Annotated in this window: 5 protein-coding genes; 4 read left to right on the top strand and 1 reads right to left on the bottom strand. The window is 68.6% G+C overall.

Going from position 1 to position 20862, the window contains the following annotated elements:
* Nucleotides 1–39: 39 nt before the first annotated feature.
* The 3 genes from FMQ63_RS05385 (at nucleotide 40) to FMQ63_RS05375 (ending at nucleotide 8755) form a co-directional block, all read left to right on the top strand.
* Nucleotides 40–1719: a PhpK family radical SAM P-methyltransferase gene (locus tag FMQ63_RS05385; protein ID WP_011554592.1), complete on the top strand. Its 1680-nt coding sequence runs from the start codon at nucleotides 40–42 to the stop codon at nucleotides 1717–1719.
* 13 nt (nucleotides 1720–1732) lie between these two features.
* Complete coding sequence (locus tag FMQ63_RS05380) at nucleotides 1733–6280, top strand: non-ribosomal peptide synthetase (RefSeq protein WP_011554593.1); 4548 nt, start codon at nucleotides 1733–1735, stop codon at nucleotides 6278–6280.
* Between the two features lie 93 nt (nucleotides 6281–6373).
* Nucleotides 6374–8755 (top strand): M28 family metallopeptidase, encoded by a 2382-nt coding sequence (locus FMQ63_RS05375; RefSeq protein ID WP_011554594.1) that lies wholly within the window; start codon nucleotides 6374–6376, stop codon nucleotides 8753–8755.
* Nucleotides 8756–8765: 10 nt separating this feature from the next.
* Here FMQ63_RS05375 and FMQ63_RS05370 read toward each other — a convergent pair whose 3' ends face one another.
* Nucleotides 8766–10793: a RiPP maturation radical SAM C-methyltransferase gene (locus FMQ63_RS05370; protein WP_011554595.1), complete on the bottom strand. Its 2028-nt coding sequence runs from the start codon at nucleotides 10791–10793 to the stop codon at nucleotides 8766–8768.
* A 140-nt stretch (nucleotides 10794–10933) separates the two neighbouring features.
* On the opposite strand from FMQ63_RS05370, the gene FMQ63_RS05365 reads away from it, so the two are divergent.
* The gene (locus FMQ63_RS05365) at nucleotides 10934–20812 is read left to right on the top strand and encodes a non-ribosomal peptide synthetase (protein WP_011554596.1); all 9879 of its coding nucleotides are present in this window, start codon (nucleotides 10934–10936) and stop codon (nucleotides 20810–20812) included.
* The last annotated feature ends 50 nt before the right edge of the window (nucleotides 20813–20862 follow it).

The following is a 20862-nucleotide window of genomic DNA, read 5'->3' as shown; positions in this document are numbered from 1 at the left end:
CGGATCCGGCGGCAGCGGCCGAAGCACAGGGGAGCGGTCATGGCGGAGTCGACACGTCGCGATTGCATCGTCATCGGGTACAACGAGACCCCGTTCGACGAGTACGAAGCCGGAATCAGGCGCTTTGGCGAGGACTCCGAAGCGTATCGGGATCTGAAGTTCAGCTTCATCGAGCTCGAAGGCAAGCGGCTCAACTACGTGGACTTGCTGAACCACGTGTACTGCAGAGCCCTCCCCTCGGGGACGCCACACGCGGCGTTCCGCTCTGGAGGCATCCCTAGCCTCGCTGCCGTCTATCTCTGCAGCTTCCTGGGCCGCCGTGGCCACGACGTGACGTACCTCAACCTGTTCCAGCACGAGAAGGAGCGCCTGGCCGAGCTGCTCGCTCAAAACCCTCGCACGGTGGCCATCACCACCACCTTCTACGTCCTCAATGATCCCGTCATCGAGATGGTGCAGTTCATCCGCCAGCACAACCCCGACGTCCGGATCATCGTCGGCGGTCCGCTGGTTTCCAACCATCACCGGCGCTACGAGGGGAATGAGCTCGCGGTGGTGCTCGACGACCTCGGCGCGGACATCTACGTCGTCGAGAGCCAGGGCGAACTCACGCTCTCGCGGGTACTCGACCGGCTGAAGGCGGGCCAGGAGCTGAGCGACGTCCCCAACCTCATCTACCCCGCCGAGGGAGGGCCCGTCCGCGCCGGGCGCTACCGCATCAACCCACCGCAGGCGGAAAGCAACTCCCTCGATGAGAACATCATCGACTGGCGCGGCATGGCGGAGAGCCCCCTGGGCCCCACGCTCCAGACCCGCACCGCCCGGAGCTGTGCATACAGTTGCTCGTTCTGTGCCTATCCCATGCGTGCTGGCAGCCTGACCTTGGCGGGCATGGATGCGGTGGCACGCGAACTGGACGCGATGGCCGAGCTGGGCACCCAGAACGTCGTCTTCATTGACGATACGTTCAACGTGCCGCTGAAGCGCTTCAAGGAACTGTGCCGGTTGCTGATCGAGCGCCGCTACGGCTTCAACTGGTTCTCCTATTTCCGGTGCAGCAACTCGGACGACGAGGCCGTGGACCTGGCGGCGCAGAGCGGGTGCCGCGGCGTCTTCCTTGGGATTGAATCCGGCTCGCCGCGAATCCTTGCCAACATGAACAAGGCCGCGACGGTCGAGAAATACGTGAGCGGCATGAAGCGGCTGCATGCCCACGGCATCCTCACCTTCGCGTCATTCATCCTGGGCTTCCCCGGCGAGACGGAAGAGACGGTCGAGGAGACCCTCGCGTTCATCCAGGAGACGCGGCCGGACTACTACCGCACACAGCTTTGGTACTGCGAACCCGGTACTGCCGTGGATGCAAAGCGGCAGCAGTATGGGATTACCGGCCAGGGGTTCATCTGGCGGCACGACACCATGGAGAGCCTGGAGGCGATGGATCACATCGACCGGATGTTCCTCACGGTGAAGGACTCCGTTTGGTTGCCGCAGTGGTCATTCGACTTCTGGATCATCCCCTACCTGCTCGGGAGGGGGCTCCAGACGGAGCAGTTCAAGGCGCTGATGCGGCTTGCCCACCAGCTCCTTGCGCTGGAGATCGCCTCCGTCTCTTCGGAGACGAAGCGCGCCCAGCAGCGGAACTACGTGGGGCAGATGGAAGCGCTGGTGCGTCAATGGAACGGCGCATCCTCCCAAGCGGTGCTGGCCGGAAGATGATGGGAGTTCGCAATTGAGCATCGAAGCGTATCGGCTCTCTCCTCAGCAGCTCCGTCTGTGGCGGTTGCACGGCAAGCACCAGACGCTCCGGGTCCAGGCATTGATGCGGCTCGAGGGCTCCCCTCAACCCGGTGCCCTCGAGCACGCGGTGGCGCGGCTTGTCGCGCGACATGAGCCGCTCCGAACCCGCTTCCCGAGCCTGCCGGGACTGGACGCCCCCGTGCAGGAGGTGACGGCGAGCGGAGAGGTGGAGTGGGACCGGGTGGATTTCCGCGCGTTCCCCGCCACCACGCGCGAGGAACGCGCCCTCGCCCACTTCCAACAGGTGAGCCAGCGCCCTTTCGAGCTCGGCACCGGCCCCGTCCTCCGCGTGAGCCTGATGACGTTGGACACCGGGCAGCACCTGCTGGGGCTGGTGGCGCCAGCCCTGTGCGCCGACGCCGCCACCCTGCGGCGCTTCTGCTCGGAGCTGCAACGAGACCTTGCAGGGCAAGCCCAGGAACAGGATCAGGACGGAGAGCCTGCCTCTCACCTCTCTTTCTCTGAATGGCAGAACGAGCTGCGCGAGGAGCTGACGGAGCGAGACCACCCCGCGGCCACCTTTTGGGAGAAGCACGGGACCACCGCGGGCGCGGCGGTGACACTGCCCTTTGAAAGGCCCGCGAACGCGGCGCAGGTGTTCGACCCGGCGTCGCTCGAGTTGACGCTGAGAGGCGAGCGGCTGTCGCGGCTCGACGCGGCGGCGCGCGAGCTGGGGTGCTCCCTCGATGCACTGCTGATCGCCACCTGGAGCGCGGAGCTCTGGAAGCTGACCGGCCAGACGGACCTCGTGCTGGGCCTTCAGTGCGACGGACGCGAGCACGAGGAACTGTCGGAAGTGGTCGGCCCCCTCTCCCGCTGGGTACCGCTCCGCGTCCGCCTCGACGCGGACCAGCCGCTGGGGGAGCTGGCCCTCCAGCTCCAGCAGGAGCAGCGCGAGGCGCTGGAGTGGCAACGGTACTACGTCTGGCCTGCCGCGGATGGCGAGCGCGTCCCCGGCCGGGACTTCCCCGCCATCGGCTTCCGCTGGGAGGACTTGCCGGAGACGCCGCACGAGGGCGCGGGTGTGCTCCGACTCGAATCGGCGCGCGCCTACGCTGATCAATCCAAGCTGTGCCTCTGCTGCATGCGGACGCGGTCCGCGCTCACGCTCGAACTTCAGTACGATCGAAGCCTCTTCCCACTCGCTGCTGCTGAACAAGTGCTTGGGCAGCTCGAGGCGCTCCTGGAGCAGATCGCCGGCTCACCGCGGGCGCGGTTGGATGGCTTGGATGCGGTGAGCCCACGCGAGCGGGCACGGTTGCTGGTGGACTTCAACGCCACGGACCGGGAGCACCCGGCGCGCTGCGTCCACACTTGGATGGAAGAACAGGCCTCACGCCATCCGGACCGGGTGGCACTCGTCTACGAGGAGTGCACGCTCACCTACGCGCAGCTCGACGCGAGGGCCAACCGGGTGGCGCACGCACTCCGCCGCCGGGGCGTGGGTCCGGAGATGCGTGTGGGGCTGTACCTCAACCGCTCGCTCGAAATCATGGTGGGAATCCTGGCCGTCCTGAAGTCTGGCGCGGCCTACGTCCCGCTCGATCCGGGCCAACCCAGGCAACGGCTCGCCGGGTTGCTCGACGACATCCAGGCGAAGGTCCTCCTCACCCAGAGACGGTTGCGCGAAACCGTCCCCGAGGCCGAGGACCGCGAGGTGCTGTGCCTCGACGAAGAGTCCACGTTCGCCGGAGAACCCACCAGTGCCCCGCACTGCGGAGCCCTTCCGGAGCACCCCGCGTACGTCCTCTTCACCTCCGGCTCCACCGGCCGGCCCAAGGGCGTCGTCGTCGAGCACCGGCAACTCCACAACTATGTTGCGAGCGTGATGGAGCGGCTGGACCTGCCCGAAGGCGCTGCCTACGCCACCGTCTCCACCTTCTCGGCGGACCTCGGCAATACCGTCATCTTCCCCGCGCTCTGTCTCGGCGGAACCCTGCACGTCATCTCCGCCGAGCGCGTGTCGGATCCGGCGGCCTTCGTGGAGTACCTCCAGCGCAACCCGATTGACGTGCTCAAGATTGTGCCCAGCCACCTGCGCGCGCTCGCGAGCGCTGGCACGGCCGGGGCGCTTCTCCCGCGGCAGCGGCTCATCCTTGGCGGCGAGGCGACGCCCCTCGCGTGGGCCGAAGAACTGCAAGCCCAGGCGCCCGGGTGCCGTATCTACAACCACTACGGGCCCACGGAGACGACGGTGGGCGTGATGACGTTCCGGCTGGAGCCGTCGCGGCCCTTCGCCGCGAACAACACCCTCCCGCTCGAGCGCCCCATCGACAACACCCAGGTCTACGTGCTCGACGCAAGGCTGCGGCCAGTGGCGGTGGGCATGACCGGCGAACTCTACGTCGGTGGTGCCGCGCTCGCCCGAGGGTACCTGAACCGTCCAGACCTGACCGCGCAGTCCTTCCTCCCCAATCCCTTCAGCACCACGCCTGGCGCGAGGATGTACCGAACAGGGGATCTCGCCCGCCACCTGCCCGACGGCACCCTGGAGCACCTCGGCCGGGCGGACAACCAGGTGAAGTACCACGGCTACCGCATCGAGCTGAACGAGCTGCGCCACGCGCTCAATCAGCACCCTCAGGTGCGCGACAGCGTGATGATGCTGAAACGGGACACGAACGGTAACGAGGTGCTCGTCGCCTACTACGTCTCGCGCCAGGAGCAGGAGCACGCTCAACTCCGAGCCTTCCTCGCGGAGCGGCTCATCGAGGAGGTGCTCCCGAACGTCTACGTCCATCTGAAGAAGCTGCCGCTCACCCTGAATGGGAAGGTCAACCACGAGGCCCTCCCTTCCCTGGACGAGGCGCGGCGGAGGCAACGCAGCCAACTCGTCGCCCCCCGGACGCCCGTGGAAGCCACCCTGGCGGACATCTGGTGCCAGGTCCTGAACCTGAAGGAGGTGTCGGTCACCGACAACTTCTTCAGCGTCGGCGGGGACTCGATCCTGGGGATCCTCGTCGTTTCGAAAGCCGACCAGGCGGGGCTCAAGCTGACCCCGCGGCAGCTCTTCAAGCACCAGACAATCGCCGAGCTGGCCAGCGTCGCGGCCCAGGCACCTGCCTCTCCCGACGCCGAGGGGCCGGTGACCGGCCCCCTGCCGCTGACCCAGATCCAGCGCTGGTTCCTGGAGCAGGAAGTGCCGGACCTGGATGGCTGGGGCATTGTCGTACCACTCGAAGCGCGGCAACCCCTGGACCCGTCCAGGCTCCAGCAGGCATTGACCGCGCTGCTGAATCACCACGACGTGCTCAGGCTCCGGGTGACGCGCAATGGCTCCGGCTGGGAAGCCCTCGTGGCCCCGCCTGGCGCACCGATGCCGTTCACTCGGATTGACCTCGCATCGGTCCCTGACGCCTTGCTCAAGGAGCGATTCCAAGCGCTCGGGCATGAACTCCAGGCGAAGCTCCGGTTGGACGGGGGCCCCGTGGTGACGACCGCCCTGCTCGAACTGGGCCCCCACCGCCCAAGCCGGCTGATGATCGCCGCGCACCGGCTCGTGGTGGACGGCGTTTCCTGGCGCGTCCTCTTCGAACAGCTCCAGCTCGCCTATGAGCAGCTCGGAGGAGGCGGCGAATGCAAGCTGCCGCCCAGGACCACCTCGGTCCGCGCATGGCTCGAGCGCCTCCAGGGCTACGCGGAATCGCCCCGGCTGCGGGAGGAACTCGCGCACTGGACCGCTCAGGGAAAAGAGCAACCCCGGCCGCTTCCAGTGGAGCGCCCGGGGCCCCTGGTTCCCACGAGCCTGGAGCGAGAACTCACACACGCCCTGTCGTCTGAAGAGAGTCGGCTCCTGCTCAACGAGCTGCCCGAGGCGTACCGGTGTGAAATTGGTGAGCTGCTGATCGCCACCCTGGCCTGGACCCTGCACGAGTGGACGGGTCATCCGGAAGTGCTGCTCGACATCGAAGGGCACGGGCGCGAGGACGTCTTCGAGGACGTCGATCTCTCCCGGACGGTGGGCTGGCTCACCTCGCTGTACCCGGTACGGCTCACGCCGGAACGGGTGGGGCCCAGCGCCACCGTGCGGACGGTGAAGGAGCAGCTCCGGTCCGTGCCGAACCGGGGCCTGGGCTACGGGGTGCTGCGCTACCTCTCACCCGACGCGGAGCTTCGCGCCCGGTTGGCGCGAGCGCCCCAGGCCGAGGTGCTCTTCCGGTACGTGGGGCAGTACCACCTCGCGGGTCCGTGGTTCACCGTGCTGGACCACCCGGAGCAACGGGCGCCCACGCGCCAGCACAAGCTGGCGGTGATTGCCCGCGTGGCGGACGGTCAGCTCCATGTCACCTGGTACTTCAGCAGCGACATGCATGAGACCGCCACCGTGGATCGGCTCTCTGCTCGGTACCTGGACACGCTCCGGACGTTGCTCGCGGAGCGAGGGGTTCCCGAGCGGCAGGTCCTCGCGCCTTCAGACTTCCCACTGGCCGGGTTGGACCAGTCGAAGTTGGACAAGCTCCTGGGCAAGCTCAAGAAGTAGCGCCGGGTGGTGTACCTCTTCCGGAGGACTCGCCCTCCGGAACGCGTTGCCGGAAGCATCCTTTCCGGTGGCGCGGTGAACTCTTAAACTCGCGTGGGCACGGCCGCCGCGGCGGTGGCGCCTCTCGCACGGTACGACGTGGCCCCTCCATCCCCCTCCTCGTGGTACCGCGCGCTTCGGCCCTGGCTGCTCGGATTGGGGCTCACCCTGGTGGTCGTCGCGATCCAGGCCGAAGCGAGCCGGACACCCAGTCCCCGCACCGCGGACGCGCCTTCCACCGAGTTCTCCGAAGAGCGTGCCCAGCGCGTCATGCGGCACCTGGCAGATGGCATCGGTCGGCGCATCCCCGGCACCCCCGCCCACCGGGAGGCCGCCACCTACCTGGCCAGCGTGCTGCGCGAGCTTCCGCGCCTCGAGGTCGAGATTCAGGAGGCGGAGGGGCACTATCTCGATGACGACACCCTCGTCGCCTACACCGTCCGGAACGTGGTGGCCCGCTTGCCGGGACGCAGGCCGGACGCGGTGCTCCTCTCGGCCCATTACGACACCTCTCCTGAGGGCGCCGGAGCGGCGGACGACGCGCTCGGAATCGCCGCGATGGTTGAGGTCGCGCGCGCACTCGCGAACGGACCGGAGCTCGAGAACACGGTCCTCTTCAACCTCAATGGGGCCGAGGAGTATGGCCTGCTCGGCGCGGCCGGTTTCATGCAGCACCGGTGGGCGAGCCAGGTCCGCACCTTCCTGAACCTCGAAGCCACTGGGCTGGGCGGCCGGGCCATCCTCTTCCAGGCCGGGCCGGACGCATCCTGGCTCCTGGAGGCCTATGCCCGGGCCGTGCCCCAACCGTTCGGCGACGTGCTGGGCCAGGACCTCTTCCAGTATCGACTGGTTCCGGCGGGCACCGACGGCCACGTGTACCGCAGCGCGGGCATCTCCGGATTGGATCTCGCCCTCTTCCGGGACGGCTATGCGGTGCACTCCCCGTTGGATCGACCCGAGCGGGTAGAACCCGGAAGCCTTCAGCACATGGGCGAGAGCGCGCTGGCAGTGACACGCGAGCTCGCCACACGGCCATTCCCGGACGGGAAAGGCTCGGGCCCGTCCATCTACTACGACGTGCTGGGGCGCTGGATGCTCCAGTACGGCGCCCACGCGGCGTGGGCATGGGCCGCGGCCGCCGCGCTGCTGGTGGCCGGCGCCACCGTCCTCGCCACACGGCGGAAACTCGTCCGCCTGTCCGTGGCCGCCGAGGGGCTCGGCTTCTGTACGCTTTCGCTCGCGGTGGCGCTGGTGGTGCCGGTTGCCTTCGGCTTCCTGCCCCACTACGCATTCGAACGCCCACATGGCTGGTACGCCTCGCCGTGGCTGGCCGTCGCGACCTTCGGCACGCTCGCTGTGACGGGGGCGCTGCTCCCCCGCGCGCTGTGGGCGCAAAGGCTGGCTGCCCGGGGCGTGGCTCCCCAGGAGCGAGTGTTCACGGCCTGGCTCGGAGGGCTCTGGCTGTGGGTGCTGACACTTGGCGCGTTGCAGCTCCTGGGGCTTGGCACCGCCTACCTGGCGCTGTGGTGGACCGTGGGCGGCGCGCTCGGGCTCATCGCCGCCACCTTCCTCGCCTCGCCTCGCGCTCGGATGATGGCCCTGTATGCGAGCTGGGTGCCGGGCTTGCTGCTGACCGTGCAGATGGGGCGCTCCCTGCTGGAGCTCTTCGTCCCGGTGGCGGGCCACCTTCGGCTGGGGGTACCACTCGATCCACTCGTGGCCCTGCTGGCGGCGCTGCCGGTGGCCATGGCGTCCGTGCTCGGCCTTGCCCCCGTCCAGGAGCAGTCTCGCTTCGGCCCATCGGCCGCGGCCTTCGCCACGGCGAGCGTGGCCTTCCTGGCCGCGCTGCTCCTGCGCTTCCCGTACACACACGAACGGCCCAAGCGGCTCTGGCTGGAGCACCGCCTTCAAGAGGGCCGCAGTGAGCTGCAGTACTCGAGCTGGGACTTTCCCGATCCGCGCGCCGCGCTCTCCGGGCAGCCCGGGCCCCTCCAGACGGCCGCGCGGATGCCGGGCTTTCGCGGTGGTTACACCGCGCCAGTGCCGCCCGCGAACCTGCCTGCACCCCAGGTCGACGTGCTCGAATCACAGGACGACGAAACCACCGCGCTCCGAACCGTGCGGCTGCGCCTCCAATTGGGCGCGGCATACCTCGGCCGGGTGCGGATTCCGCGGGCTGCCCTCGTGGGATGGTCGCTCCCGGCCCCCCTCCCGCCGCTGGCGCCCGAGGACTCGGTCTATGTCCTCGACGTGCTCGCACCGCCAGGAGGGCACTACGAGGTCTCGCTGCGTCTGAGAGGCCAGGAGGAGGTGCCGGTGGACGTACAAGCCTTCTTCGCGGAATGGACGCCGCCGCTCGAAGAGGCGCGTTCGCGGCTCCCCGCGTGGACGACAGCGAACCTGCGCGTCTCCACCTACGCCACCATCCGGCTCTGACCCGCCCGGCTTACGCCTTCACCTGGACGGGCGGCGGGGCCTTGTCACCCGCCCGAGGAGGCATGGGATGGGGCTTCGGCGCATCAGCCCTGGCGCCGCGCCGCTGCAATTCCGCCGCGTGGGCCGCACGGATGCGCCGCGACGCCAACTCAGGCGTGAAGGCGGGGGCCAGTGAGAGGAACCGGCCCCCCTCCAAGCGCTCCCCTTCCCGGTACAACAAGCCCTGCTGGTTCCACCCCTCGATGAGCTCCGCAATCTGCTGCGCGGTGGCCCTGCCCGGCTCGATGAACTCCTGGTTGAGATCGTCCCAGCGGCGTATCTCCGCGCAGTACATGTAGACATCGCGCGCGAGGCCCTTGAACACGCTGGTCCGGAGCACGCCGGTCCGCGCATCGAAGATGCGCATGGACTGCCCGCTATCGAGGTACGTCAGCAGGTGCCGGTACTCGCTGGCGCGGGCGGCGGAGTAAGCGGCCCCCCACTGCTTGCAGAGCGCGCGGACGTGGCTCCAGTCAGCCACGGGTCCGTCCTGGTCGTACGACAGATCGAGCAGGTCCAGCCGCTCGTAGAGCGCCTCGGGCAACCCGGCCCGGTAGAAGTCGGCATTGCGCAGGTTGCGAACCCCATACTCCTGGCTCAACACCTGGACGGTGGCTCCGCGTCCGAGCCAGAAACGGTTGGCCGAGAGTGGCTCGTAGCCAAGCGCGTACCGCTGGATGGTCTCGCAGGTCTCCGCCACTTCCTCTGGCCGCCCGCCAGGGAAGTCGGTGAGGAGATTCGCGCCGTTCGAGATTCCCAGCTCATGGCAAATCTTCATCACCTGCAGGTTGGTGATGACCGACGTCCCCTTGCCGATCCGCTTCAAATACGACTCGGAGAGACTCTCGATGCCGAACTGGACGAACCGGACACCGGCCTGCCACAACATCAACAGCTCGTGGGGACGGATGTTGGCACGCATCTCATAGAAGATGACCCAGTCCTTGCCGGTATCGATGAGCCGTTGCGCGAACTCATCCACGCCCTTGAGCCGGATGATGTTGTCTAGGAAGAAAAGAACGTTGTTGTGGTAGCGCTCGTTGAGGGCCACCACCTCCGAGACGAGCCGCTCGGCCCCCTTCTCGCGGTAGCCACTCCATTGCACGTTCAGGTTGCAGAAGTGACACGTCGCCTTGGGGTTGCCGGTCCGCTTCGCCCGATCCCACCAACAGCCCCGGGAGCCTTCCACCGTCATCAGCCAGAGGAAGTTGAGCGCCTCCGCCCGGGTCGCGTACTCGCTGTAATCAGGGATGGGCAGGTTGTTGACGTCGGATACCTCCCAGAAGGGCGCGCCGCGAGGCAGGACGCTGGCGGTCTCTCGCGTGATGAGCCCCTTCAGGCCGCTGACGTCCTCTGCCGCGGCCAGTCCGCGCGCCAATGCCAGCAGCGGCTGCTCGCCCTCGCCTTGGATGACGTAGTCGAAGCAGTCGAGCTCCTTCAAGAGTGAGGGACCGACGCGCTCGGAGACCGTCGAACCTCCGAGCACAATCCTCGTTCCGGTGGAGCGCCGCTTGATCCGCATGCTGAGCGCCAGGTTCGCGAAGAGCTGTCCGAAGCAAGTCGTCAAACCGACGAGTTGGTAGCGTCCGGCCACCTCTTCCGCCACGCGGTCCAGGTGCGCCTCCAAGCGGGCCTGGATGACGTCGAACGCGCTCGACCAGGTAGGGCGCTCGCCGTGGATCTCCGGGTCGAGGAAGCTGCCCGCTCCCGTGAGCGGCGCACCTGACTCCTCCATCCGCGAGATGAAGAAGGTGCGCACCTGCTCCTTCCTCTCCGGAAAACACAGCGCTGCGTACAACATTTCGCCGACGTCGTAAGAGGCCTGCGAGATCCGGTCGTAACAGCCGAAGCCGAGCGCGGCCGCCGCGTCGAGAAAGTCAGACCGGCACACCACCTCGAGAGTGGGCTCCTCCTGCTTCAGGTAGGCGCACAGCGCGCCCAGGGCAGCCGATGGATGGCGGTACAGAGACCAGGGAAGCGCGATGAGACAGATCCTCAAAAGGCACCCACGCGGAGACGGGAGAGCAAAGACTTTACCGCAGCGCGAAACTCCTCTCCAGACGCTCTGTGGCAAACCCACCGCCCGCTCCGCTCCAGGATGCGGCGGGCTCCAAACTGGGCATAGAATGCCCACGCCAAATGAGCCATCACAGCGATCATCCTGCCCACGCGCTCACGCTGGTGGAGCTTCTGCGCGAGCGAGCTCAACAAGCGCCGGACTTCGGCCTCTACACCTTCCTGGTTGATGGCGAGACGCAGGAAGACCGGCAGACATACGCCGCGCTGGATCGTCGCGCCCGGGCCATCGCGGCCCGGTTGGCGGAGCTGCCGCCGGGCACCCGCATCCTGCTCCTCTATGTGCCAGGGGTGGAGTACATCGCCGCGTTCTTCGGCTGTCTCTACGCTGGGATGGTGGCGGTCCCCGTGTACCCGCCACGGCACGACCGCTCGCTCCTACGGCTCCAGGCGATCGCCACCGACGCCCAGGCCACCGCCGGCCTCATCCGGAGCGAACACCTGGAGCTGCTCCGCCAGTTCTATCCAATCGCCCCCGAGCTGGCTCAACTGCGCTGGATCGTCACGGATGAAGTCGACGATCGCGCCTCGGATGCGTGGACTCCGCCGCCGCTCTCCGGCGACTCACTCGCCTTCCTCCAGTACACCTCCGGCTCGACCAGCCTGCCCAAGGGAGTAACGCTCACCCACCGCAATCTCTTGCACAACCTGGAGGCGATCCGGCGGTGCTTCCGGCAGGACCAGACAAGCCGGGCCATCATCTGGCTGCCGCCCTACCATGACATGGGGCTCATCGGCGGAATCCTCCAGCCGCTCTACACGGGCTACCCGGCCGTGCTCATGTCACCGATGGACTTCCTCCAGCAGCCCCTGCGCTGGCTGCAAGCCATCTCCCGGTACCGCGGCACCACCAGCGGAGGACCCGACTTCGCGTATACGCTGTGCGCACGAAAGATCCGTCCGGAGCAGCGCGAGGGTCTGGATTTGAGCAGTTGGCGCGTGGCCTTCAACGGTGCCGAGCCCATCCGTCCCGAGACCCTCGATCGCTTCACCCATGCGTTCGGCCCGGTCGGGTTCCGCCGCGAGATGTTCTATCCCTGCTACGGGCTCGCTGAGGCGACACTGATCGTCTCGGGCTCCGAGGTGGGGCAAGCCCCCCACGTCGCGTCCTTCGACGGACAGGCGCTCCAGCGGGGCCAGGCCATCCCGGTGGAGGCCGGGCACGCCGCGGCACACCCGTTGGTGGGCTCCGGGCGGAATGTGATCGACGGCAGGTTGGCTGTCGTGGATCCGGAGACCTTCGAGCTCCGGCGCGATGGGGAGATTGGCGAAATCTGGGTCTCGGGTTCGAGCGTGGCCGGTGGCTATTGGGGCCAACCCGAGGCCACCACGCGGACCTTCCAGGCCCGGCTGCGCGGCACGGGCGAGGGCCCGTTTCTCCGCACGGGTGACCTTGGGTTCCTCCGCGACGGTGAGCTCTTCGTCACCGGGCGCGCAAAGGACCTCATCATCATCCGCGGGCTCAACCACTTCCCCCAAGACATCGAGTTCACGGTCGAGAAATGCCACCCGGCGGTGCGCCCCGGCTCTGGCGCGGCATTCTCCGTGGAAGCGGATGGCACCGAGCAGCTCGTGGTCGTTTACGAGGCCAACGCGCAGCGCGCGGAAAGCGGCCTCGACGAAGTCATCAGCGCGATTCGCAGAACGGTGGCCGAGCAGCACGAGCTGATGGCCTCCTCGGTGGTCCTGATCGAACCCGGCTCGGTACCCAAGACGTCGAGCGGGAAGATTCAACGACATGCGTGCCGCGCGGCGTTCCTCGCGGGCGAGTTGCAGGTCCTGGCACACGCCACACTGGACACGGCAAGGACAGGGCCCCTCACCGCGGCAGAGAACGCGCCGCCCGGCATCGAGGACTCGCCGCTGTGGCGCGAAGTCGCGGAGGAGGTCTCCCAGGTTCTGTCGTTGCCAGTTGCCGCCACGGCGGGCCTGGAGGAACTGGTCCTGGACTCGCTGTCGAGCGTGGAGCTCCAGCACCGGCTCCAGCTCCGATGGGGCGTCATCGTGCCGTTGCCGCGCCTGCTGGGCAGCCGCAACCTGGCGGAGATCGCCGCTGGGGTCGAAGCGGCGCGCGCAGCCGGTGCGCGCTGGCAGCCCGAGCGCCCGGCCAGCGCGGAGGTAGGTGACTTCCCTCTGTCACACGGCCAGCGCGCGCTGTGGTTCATGCACCAGCTCGCGCCCGACAGCGCCGCCTACCACATCGCCGCGGCGCTCCGCGTCTTGGAGCCGCTCGACGAGGGACTGCTCCGGCGCGCGGTGCACCGGCTCGTCGAGCGCCACCCCAGCCTGCGCACCACGTTCCATGCGCATGAAGGGACGCCCTTCCAGCGGGTCCACCCGGAAGGAGAAGCCGGCTTCCGCTACGAGGACGCCTCCGCCTGGAGTGACGACACGCTGCGCGCCCGGCTCCGCGAAGAGGCCGCGCTCCCGTTCGAGCTCCAGCAGGGTCCCCTGCTTCGGCTCCGGCTGTACCGACGAAGCGAGACCGAGCAGGTGCTGCTGGTGGTGGCGCATCATCTGATCGCGGACTTCTGGTCGCTCGGACAGCTTGCCCGGGAACTCTCCGCGCTCTACCCCGCGGAGCGGGACGGTGTCGCGGCGGTCCTCCCCGCCCCTGCGGCCTCCTACGCGGACGGCGTGCGCTGGGAGCAGGAACGGATTGAGGGTGAGCACGGACAGCGCCTCTGGGAGTACTGGCGGCGCCGGCTGTCGGGCTCCCCTCCGGTCCTCGAGCACCTGGCGGATCACCCCCGCCCGCCGGTGCAGACGTACCGCGGCGGCAGGAGGGAGCGCGTGCTGGACGCGGCGCTCACGGCGCGGTTGAAGGAGCTCTTTCGCCGCGAGATGGCAACTCCCTTTGCGCCCTTGCTCGCGGCGTATGCCGCGCTGTTGTACCGGCACAATGGCCAGCGGGAGCTCTGGGTGGGAGCGCCGACCGTGGGCCGCGAGGGCGCCGAGCTGGCGGAGACGATCGGGTACTTCGTCAACCCGTTGGTGCTGCGGCTGGAACTGGATGGTGGGCTCTCGTTCCGCGCGTTGATGGCGCAAGCGAGCCGGACCGTCCATGAGGCGCTCGAGCACGCGGCCATGCCGTTCAGCCTCCTCGTCGAGCGTCTGGCCCCCCTGCGCCAGGCGAGCCGCTCCCCGCTGTTCCAGACGATTTTCTCCTTCCAGCAATCTCCGCCGCGGAGCGAGAAAGGACTGGCGGCCCTGGCCCAGGGCACGGGCGGCGCGAGGCTCTCGCTCGCGGGCGTGGCCATGGAGTCCCTGGAGTTGGAGCTCGGAACGGCCCAGCTCGACCTCGCCCTCTCCATCGCTGAACTCGACGGGCGCTTCCACGTGGCGCTCGAATACAACGTGGACCTCTTCGAGCCCGGGACGGCCGAGCGGCTGTTGCGGAGATACGAGTCGCTGCTGCGCAGCGCCGTGGACCAGCCCGATGCGCCGCTGGCCGTGCTGCAACTCGACCCCGCAGAAGACCGGGCGCGGTTGCTCGCCTGGGGGCGGGCCCTGGAGACGCCGCCGCCCGCCTGCATCCACACCTGGTTCGAGGCGAGCGCGCGGCACTCGCCGGAGACGGCCGCCATCCTGTCCGGAGAGGGCTCGCTGACGTATGGGCAGTTGGACGCCCGGGCCAACGCGCTGGCCTGGCGGTTGCGCGAGCTGGGCGTAGGACCCGACACCCGCGTAGTGCTCTACCTCGAACGCTCGATCGAGCAGCTCATCGCGGTGCTCGGGATTCTCAAGGCGGGAGGGGCCTACGTACCGCTGGACCCCGAGTTCAGCAACGCGCGGCGCGCGGACGTCCTTGTGGATTCGGAGGCGCGGATCGCCGTCACCCGTGCATCCCACGCGGCCTTCTTCGCCAGCCTGGGTGTCACCGTGGTGACGGTGGAGGCCCAGGAGACACGCCATGAGCCGCCCCCCTCCGCCGTGACGCCGGAGAACCTCGCCTACGTCATCTATACGTCCGGCTCCACCGGGCGGCCCAAGGGCGTCATGGTGTCCCATCGCGCCCTCGCGAGCCTCGTCCAAGCGGAGCGGGTGCGCTTTGGCGTCGTCCCCGAGGATCGCATCCTCCAGTTCAACTCCCTCAGTTTCGACTCCAGCGTGGAGGAGATCTTCCTCGCGCTCTGCACTGGCGCCACGCTCGTCCTCCGTGACGCGGCGATGCTCGATACCGTGGAGGGCTTCCTCGCCGGGTGTGAACGGTGGGCGGTGACGCTGCTGGACCTGCCGACCGCCTTCTTCCACACGGTGGTCGCCGCGATGGCCGAGAGGGGACTCACGCTTCCCGCGTCGCTTCGTTTCGTGATCGTCGCAGGGGAACGTGTGCGCGCCGACCGGGTGACGCAGTGGCACCGCCACGCGCCACCATCCATTCACCTGATCAACGTCTACGGGCCGACCGAAGCAACGGTGTCCGCCACCTGCCACGACCTGTCGGCTGCGACGACAACGGGGCTGGACGACGTCCCCATCGGACAACCGCTGCGGACGATGGGAGCCTACGTCCTCGATGGGCGGCTTGAACCCGTACCGGCGGGCGGCGTGGGGGAGCTGTGGTTGACGGGTGAGGGACTGGCCCGAGGCTACTTCCGCGATCCCGCGCTGACCGCCGAGCGATTCATGGCGGACCCGCACGCCACCACGCCGGGCAGCCGCATCTACCGCACCGGCGATCTGGCCCGCATGCGTGCGGACGGCGTGCTGGAGTACCTGGGACGCGCCGACGACCAGGTGAAGGTCCGGGGCTTCCGCGTGGAGCTGGGTGAAATTGAAACCGCGCTCCGCGCCTGTGAGGGCGTCCGCGACGCCATCGTCCTGCTCCATGGGGAGAACGCGGGGAAGGAGGCGCGGCTCATCGCGTACGCGGTTGCCGCACCGGAAGTGGCGCCGTCGGCCCTGCGCGCTCAGCTCGCCGCGCGGCTGCCCCCCTACATGGTTCCGGCCGCGATCGTCCGGCTCGCCGCGTTCCCGTATGGCTCCTCCGGAAAGGTGGACCGGCGCGCCCTGCCTCCCCCGCCCTCCTCGACCGAGGGAGAGGCGCCGCGAACGAAGACCGAGGCGATGCTCGCCGGAATCTGGGCGGATGTCCTGCAGCTCGACCGCGTGGGCATCGACCAGGGCTTCTTCGAGTTGGGAGGCCACTCATTGCTGGCCATGCAGGTCCTCGCCCGGCTCCGGAGCACGTTCGGGGTGGAACTGCCACTCAGGGCCTTGTTCGAGGAGGGCACCATCGCGGCGCTGGCGGCGCGTATCGAGCAGGCCGGAAACACCCCCGCCCCCCGCGCCACTCCGCCGCTCGTCCGCGCCAGCCGCAGCGCACCACCGCCACTGTCCTTCGCGCAGCAACGGCTGTGGCTGCTGGCCCAGATGGAGCCCGGCAGCGCCGCCTACAACATGCCCGGGACGCTCCACCTCGTTGGAAGGCTCGACGCCGCCGCGCTCGAGTTCTCCCTGAGCGAGCTGACGCGGCGGCACGAAATCCTGCGGACCCGCTTGCTCGAGCGGGATGGTGAACCGGTCCAACTCATCGAGCCCGCCGTGAAACTGCCTTTCGAGGTGGATGACCTGCGCGCGCTGCCGCCCGGGCAACGGGAGGCTCGCGCGGCGGAGCTGGTCCGCGCAGAGGCCGCCCTCCCCTTCGATCTCTCACGAGCGCCGCTGATGCGCGCGCGGCTGCTCCAACTGGGCGAAGAGGAGCACCGCCTGGTGGTGGTACTCCACCACGTGGTGTGCGACGCGTGGTCGCTAGACCTCCTCTTCCGGGATCTGGCGGAGTTCTATGGCGCCCGGAGCGCCGGACGTGAGGCGGCACTGCCAGCGCTGGAGGTGCAGTACGCCGACTTCGCGGTGTGGCAGCGCGGGTGGCTCAATGACGAAGTGCAAGCGGGGCAGCTCGCGCATTGGCGGAGGGTACTGGAGGGCGCGCCGGCGGAGCTTGAGCTGCCCCTGTCCCGCCGGGCGCGCTCCAGCGTCCCCGGTCCGGCCGGCGTCGTCCGGCGCCCCCTGCCCGCGCCGCTGATGGCCTCGTTGCACGCGCTCTGCCACGCAGAGGGCGCTACGCCCTTCATGGCGATGCTCGCCGCATTCGAGGCGCTGCTGTACCGACACACCGGCCAACGAGATCTCGTGGTCGGCACGCCGGTGGCGCACCGGACCCATCGGGCACTTGAAGGGGTGGCCGGGTTCTTCGTGAACACGCTGGTCCTCAGAAACCACCTTCCCGAGCACGTCACTTTCCAGCAGCTCGTGGCACGGGTACGCGAGGTGGCCCTCACCGCCCTCGCGCACCAGGATCTGCCATTCGAAAAGCTGGTGGAGGCGGTCCGGCCAGTCCGCACGTCCAGTCGGCCGCCCTTCCTGCAGCTCATGTTCCTCCTGCGAGACACGCCCGGCGGGGGCCCCACGTTGCCGGGCCTGAAGACCTCCTTCGAGGAGGTGCTGCCCGAGCAGGCGAAGTTCGATCTCCTGCTTGAGATTGAGCAAAGGGGCGATGGCTGGGTGGCGAGCTGGCAGTTCGACACCACCTGGCTCACCACCGAGGCGGTGTCCCGCATGGCCGAGCACTTCGAGCGGCTGCTCCGGGGAGCGCTGGAGCACCCCGGCGCGCCGATTGCGCGGCTCCCGCTGCTCACCGAGCCGGAGGTGGCGGTGATGACCCGGGCCAACAGCACCGGACGTGGGTACCCGCGCGACGCGACCATCCACCAGCGCTTCGAGGAGCAGGCCACCCGGACCCCACACGCCGTCGCCGTCGAGTTGGACGACCAGCGATTGACGTACGGGGAACTCGCTCGACGCAGCAACCAGCTTGCGCATCACCTCCGGCGCCGCGGCGTTGGACCCGACACCCGGGTGGGACTGTATGTGCGCCGCTCATTCGAGAGGGTGATCGGCATGCTGGGCATCCTGAAGGCAGGGGGGGCATACCTGCCTCTTGAGCCGGGCCACCCACGGGAGCGCCTCACGCGGATGCTGACGGACGCGGACGCGAGGCTGGTCCTCACCGAGGAGGCCTTGGAGCCGACGCTCGAGGGCATCCTCGCGGACCGGCTCTGCCTCGACGCCGGATGGTCGTCCATCGCCGGTGAGTCCGCGGGAGGCGTGCCGGACGCGGCGGGAGCCGAGAACCTCGCCTACGTCATGTACACGTCGGGCTCCACCGGCCAGCCGAAGGGCGTCTGCATCCCCCACCGGGCCGTGGTCCGCCTCGTCACCGCCCCCAACTACGTGACGCTGTCCGCGGAGGATGCCTTCCTCCACCTCGCGCCATTCTCGTTCGATGCCGCGACGCTGGAGCTCTGGGGGCCGCTGTTGAACGGTGGCCGCCTGGTCCTGTTCCCCGGCGACGGGACATCACTCGAGCGCCTCGAGGACACGCTGGCCAGGCACCGGGTCACCACGCTGTGGCTGACCGCCGGGCTCTTTCACAACGTGGTGGAGCACCACCTGGAAGCACTCTCGGGGGTGCGGCAGCTCCTCGCGGGCGGAGACGTGCTCTCCCCCACCCACGTGCGCCGCGTGCTCGAGCGTCCCCCCGGGCTCCGGCTCATCAACGGCTATGGCCCCACGGAGAACACCACGTTCACCTGCTGCCACCCCATGGAGGCGCTGGACGAGGCCACGGCACCGGTCCCCATCGGCGCGCCTGTCACGGGCACTCGGGTCCATCTCCTCGACGCAGGACTCGAGCCCGTACCGCTCGGAGCGCCAGGCGAGCTGTACTGCGCGGGCGACGGGCTCGCGCGTGGGTACATGGGGCATGCCGACTTGACCGCGGAGCGGTTCCTGCCGGACCCGTTCAGCCGCAAGCCGGGCAGCCGGATGTACCGGACGGGAGACCTCGCCTGCTGGAGGGCTGATGGGTCCATCGAGTTCCTGGGCCGGGTCGACAACCAGGTGAAGGTCCGCGGCTTCCGGATTGAGCCCGGTGAGGTGGAGGCCACCTTGCTCAGGCATCCGGCGGTGCGCGACGCCGCCGTGGTGGCGGCCGGTGAGCGCGCGGACACCAAGCGGTTGGTGGCGCATGTCGTCCTCCGGGACGCCTCCGCCATCACCTCCGGCGACCTGCGGGACTACCTGGAGCCTCAGCTCCCCGAGCACATGATTCCATCCGCCGTGGTGTTCCACCACGCACTGCCCCTGTCCCCGAACGGCAAGGTCGATCGGCGGGTGCTTGCCCAGGCGCCTCTGGACAGCCCAGAGGCTGGAGGCCCCCTGAGCGCACCTCGCACCGCGGCCGAGCTGACCCTCGTGTCGCTCTGGCGCGAGTTGCTCGGAAGGACCCACGTCGGGATTCACGAGAACTTCTTCGAGTTGGGTGGGCACTCGCTGCTGGCGACACGGCTCCTGTCGAGGGTGCGTGAAACCACCGGCATCGAGCTGCCGTTGAAGTCGTTGTTCGAGGGCGGCACCGTGGCCACGCTGGCGGAGCGAATCGAGGCGGCAAGCCGCTCCCGGCAGGCCGCCGCGCGGCCGCTCTCCCCAGTGGACAGGGGCGCCCCCCTGCCACTGTCCTACTCGCAGCAACGGCTCTGGTTCCTCGCCCAGCTCGAGCCGCACGCCTCGACGTACAACATCCCGGGAGCGCTGCGGCTCACCGGCGCGCTCGACGTGGCGGTGCTCGAGCGATGCGTGGAGACGCTGCTGGAGCGCCACGAGGTGCTCCGCACCGCGTTCGAGTCCCAGGAGGGGCGCCCGGTCCAGCGCATCGTGCCGTCGCTGACGCTGAAGATGCCGGTCGAGGACCTCCGCGCGTTGCCCGCGGGCGAGCGCGAGGCGCGTGCCCGGGAGATCGAGAAGACGGAGGCGGAGCGGCCGTTCGAACTCGCCGAGCCCCCGCTGCTGCGCGTCCGCCTGCTGCGGCTGGACGAACAGGAGCACGCCTTGCTGGTGACGCTCCACCACATCGTCTCGGACGGCTGGTCACTGGGAGTGCTCTTCCGCGAGATGACAGCGCTCTACGAGGCGTTCAGCGCAGGCAAGCAGAACCCGCTGCCGCCCCTGCCAATCCAATATGCCGACTTCGCGTACTGGCAACGGCACTGGCTCCAGGGCGAGCTCCTCGACCGCCAGCTCCAGTACTGGCGCCAGCGGCTGGCAGGAGCCCCCGCGCGGCTCGCGTTACCCTCCGCGCTCCCACGGCCCGAAGTTCCGAGCCACCGCGGCAAGCTCGTTGTTGGACGGCTCAGCCCCCAGGACACCGAAGCGCTCCAGAAGCTCGGAAGACAGGAGGGGACGACGCTCTTCATGACCGCGCTGGCGGCCTTCTACACGCTGCTTCACCGGCTGACGGGCAGCGAGGACGTCGTGGTGGGGGTTCCCCTGGCCAACCGGGCCCACCCGCTCACCGAGGATTTGATCGGGTTCTTCGTCAACACCCTCGCGCTCCGGTGCCAGGTTCAAGGCGCCCTCTCCTTCCAGGAACTCCTTCAGCGCGTCAGGACGCTGACGCTCGAGGCCTACGAGCACCAGGACGTGCCCTTCGAGCGCGTCGTGGACGAGCTCGGGATTGAGCGTTCACTGAGCTACAACCCGCTCTTCCAGATTCTCTTCGTGTTGCAGAACACGCCGCTGCCACCGCTCCGGCTCGGGAACCTGAGCTTGAGCCAGGTGACTCCCAACTTCGACGCGGTGAAGTTCGACCTCGTCGTCATCCTCACGGAGCACGACGGCGGGCTCGAGGCATCGTGGAGCTACGACGCCGACATCTTCGACGAGGCGACCATTGCGCGGATGCACCGGCAATACGAGCTGCTCTTACGGCAGCTTGCCAGCGGGGCGGACAGGAGCCTGGCCCGTCTGGAGCTCCAGACGGAGACCGAGCGTAAGCAAGAGGGCGTCCTCAAAGACACACGCCGCGCCTCGGACTTCGATCGGCTGCGCCGTATCAAACCCAAACCCGTCACCCCGCAGCGCACCGGAGAAGAGGGATAGGCCCGGCGCCGACGCAGCGCAGCGCGAATGGCCCCGGGTAGCGTTGGCGC

The organism is Myxococcus sp. CA005 (assembly GCF_006518205.1).
GTDB classification, from domain to species: Bacteria; Myxococcota; Myxococcia; order Myxococcales; family Myxococcaceae; genus Myxococcus; species Myxococcus xanthus.
Note: the sequence above shows the minus strand (reverse complement) of the source record. Positions and strands in the feature narration are given on the sequence as shown.